Source organism: Flavobacteriales bacterium (genome assembly GCA_013214975.1).
GTDB lineage: Bacteria > Bacteroidota > Bacteroidia > DT-38 > DT-38 > DT-38.
In genome coordinates this window covers 1-2,987 of sequence record JABSPR010000399.1, presented here as the reverse complement: position 1 = coordinate 2,987, position 2,987 = coordinate 1, and the positions used below count along the sequence as shown (strand labels likewise).

The window sequence follows — 2,987 nt, the reverse complement described above, 5'->3', positions numbered from 1 at the left end:
ATACGTTTAGCACAAGAACCATGCTTGATGCTTTTGTTGCGTATGGATTTACGGATACGCGAGTGAAATATGGAGCTGGGCTGCTTCATTTCCTTTCTAAGAAGCCGAGAAATTCTATTGATATACATTATAAAAATGATATTGAGCAGCTGGGGATGAGTAATAATGCGTTAGAAACGGATAATGCTCTAACCTCGATGTTAAGGACACAGAAGAACTTTAAACTTACAAATGTAGAAGAGTATAAAGTTGCTTATGAGATGGAGTGGCTCGAAGGGTTATCTACAAAATTAACGTTGGCGCAAAGTATTTTTAATCCACTTGGAGAACTTGATTATAGCTTTTATGACGAAGGAGTGCTCGTTGATAGAAAAGACCTCAGAACCTCTGAAGTGTCTTTCTATACACGTTTTGCCTATAAGGAGAAGTTTGTATCAGGAGAATTCAGTAGAATTAGTTTAGGTACAAAGTATCCCGTATTGCAGTTTAATTATACAGCAGGAATAAAGGGTGTCCTAAATAGTCAGTATCAATACCATAAGATAATAATGAATATTAGTGATAAGCTGAGATTAGGAGCATTTGGTAGTACCAAGTATGCTTTTGAATATGGGAAAATATTTGGAAAAGTACCTTATCCATTGCTTGAAATGCACCCTGGAAATGAGACATATTTTTATAATGATATGGCCTATAATTTGATGAACTATTTTGAATTTATTAGTGATGAGTTTATCTCATTTACAGCGAGTCATCATTTTGATGGATTTATCATGAATAAGATCCCATTAATTAGAAAGTTGAAATGGCGAACTGTAGCAAATGTCAAGGGTGTATATGGCAGCGTAAGAGATAAGCATCAGGATATTCTCTTGTTTCCGAACCAAGGAGTAAATCTTGCAAAGAAACCATATGTTGAAGCAGGTGTGGGATTGGAGAATATCTTTAAAATAGTTAGAATAGATGCTATCTGGAGACTGAGTTACCGTGATCATAACAGCGATATAATAATTTCGGATAACCAGAAAGTTTCTAACTTCGCCATCAGAGGTAATTTCGCCTTCAATTTTTAAAAGTGTAATGAAATTATTTACGCAGAATTTAGTAAAAAGCTATAAAGGCCGTGTTGTTGTAAACGAGGTTTCTATAGAAGTTAATCAAGGGGAAATCGTTGGTCTGCTTGGCCCAAATGGAGCTGGTAAGACAACAACATTTTATATGATGGTTGGCTTGATAAAGCCAGAAGAAGGTACTATTTATCTTGATGAAAAGGATATTACTTCTTATGCAATGTATAAAAGGTCGCAAATTGGTGTCGGATATTTGGCCCAAGAACCATCCGTTTTCAGAAAGTTAAGTATTGAGGATAACATCAAGATTATCTTAGAGATGACTAAGCTATCTAAGAAAGAGCAAAGCCATAAATTAGAAAAACTTTTGGACGAGTTCGGTTTGAATCACGTACGTAAGAATAGAGGAGACCTTTTGTCGGGAGGAGAGAGGAGGAGATGTGAGATTGCTAGAGCCTTAGCCAATGATCCTAGTTTTCTATTATTAGATGAGCCATTTGCAGGCGTAGACCCTATAGCGATTGAGGATATTCAATCAATAATAAATAGATTGAAAGAGAATAACATTGGTGTTTTAATTACTGATCACAATGTGCACGAAACCCTTTCAATTACAGATAGAGCATATCTATTGTTCGAAGGTAAAATTCTGAAAGCAGGTACTGCCGAAGAATTGTCCAAAGATGAACAAGTTCGGAAAGTATATCTAGGAGAAAATTTTAAATTGAGATAAGGGAATTTAGATCGTTTTAATCACGATCGTAAAACTCTCCATTATTTCATTAGCAAGAAGTTTTTTGCAAGCAGATTCGGCCATTTCTTTCGCCGCTTCCTCACTGTTAGCTTCTATTTCTGTAGAAATATGTTTGCCAATCCTAACTTGACTTAAGCCTCCTAAATCAATGTTTTTTAACGATGATTCAACAGCTTTTCCCTGTGGATCCAATAATGCTTTTAAAGGCATTATATCTATTTCAGCACTAAATTTCATTCCTTGTATAATTATTTATTAAAGACATTAATACGTACAACATTATTATTAATGGAATTGCCAAGAATTGATTAGCAACAACATATAAAGTGATAAACATCCCTGACGATAATATCAAGAAAAGGTATCTCACTTTATTTCCTTCCCATTTAAAGTTGTTGAACTTTAATGAAAACAAAGGTAATTCGCATATCAATAGAAAAGACAGCAATAGCGTTATAGATATTAAGAAATATGGGCTTAGAAGTATTTGATTGATATATTCAATGTCTGCATTTAGAATTAATGGGAAAGAACCAATAAGTATAGCATTAGCTGGTGTCGGTAAACCAATAAACGAGGTTGTTTGACGCTCATCAAGATTGAATTTTGCAAGTCGATAAGAAGAAGCACAGGCTATAATAAATACCACGAATACGGCAGATCCGGTTAACGAAATTTCTAGTAGCCGGTACATTATCATAGAGGGTAAAACACCGAAACTTACTAAATCAGATAAGGAATCTAATTCTTTCCCCATTTTCGAACTCACTTTTAACAGTCTAGAAGAAGCCCCATCAAAAAAGTCAAAGACAGCGGCAAGGCCAATCATTGCTGCACAATATTCTAAATCGTTTTGAAATGCAAATACAATTCCAATGCAGCCACAAAAGAGATTGGCAAGAGTTATAAGGTTTGGGATCTTATTTTTCAAATGACAGTTGTTATTCCAAGGGCAAACTTAATTAAATTTAATATCGATAGAAGCCTGAAATAGTACACTTTTTGTTATTTACCCTGTTAACAAAGTATTACATGCTTAATTCTAAATTATTATTCTATGCACTTCTGGTAATGGATATTTACAAGACGTATACTATTCGTCTGTAATTGGTCGTTTAACCAGCATATATGGGAAGGCAAGGAGTGTTCCAATCTTAATTTGT

4 protein-coding genes are annotated in these 2,987 nt (G+C 34.5%); 2 read left to right on the top strand and 2 right to left on the bottom strand.

The genetic code is table 11. From position 1 onward, the window contains the following. A partial coding sequence (locus tag HRT72_12545; protein ID NQY68534.1) for a hypothetical protein occupies positions 1 to 1,073 on the top strand: 1,073 nt, incomplete at its 5' end. A gap of 7 nt (positions 1,074 to 1,080) precedes the next feature. Then, positions 1,081 to 1,803 carry an LPS export ABC transporter ATP-binding protein gene (lptB, locus tag HRT72_12540; protein NQY68533.1) on the top strand — a complete coding sequence of 241 codons (723 nt, stop codon included), beginning with the start codon at positions 1,081 to 1,083 and terminating at the stop codon, positions 1,801 to 1,803. A gap of 6 nt (positions 1,804 to 1,809) precedes the next feature. Here the strand turns inward: lptB and purS are convergent, their stop codons facing one another. Next, positions 1,810 to 2,061 (bottom strand): phosphoribosylformylglycinamidine synthase subunit PurS, encoded by a 252-nt coding sequence (purS, locus tag HRT72_12535; protein ID NQY68532.1) that lies wholly within the window; start codon positions 2,059 to 2,061, stop codon positions 1,810 to 1,812. Beyond that, a complete protein-coding gene (gene pssA, locus HRT72_12530) occupies positions 2,051 to 2,755 on the bottom strand; it encodes a CDP-diacylglycerol--serine O-phosphatidyltransferase (protein ID NQY68531.1) in 705 nt (234 codons plus the stop codon). The genes purS and pssA overlap by 11 nt, the downstream gene beginning before the upstream one ends. Positions 2,756 to 2,987: the final 232 nt, after the last annotated feature.

What these genes read in the sequence shown, in the direction of transcription:
- lptB (NQY68533.1), top strand. Translation starts at nt 1,081, where the DNA reads ATGAAATTATTTACGCAGAATTTAGTAAAAAGCTATAAAGGCCGTGTT.
- purS (NQY68532.1), bottom strand. Translation starts at nt 2,061, where the DNA reads ATGAAATTTAGTGCTGAAATAGATATAATGCCTTTAAAAGCATTATTG.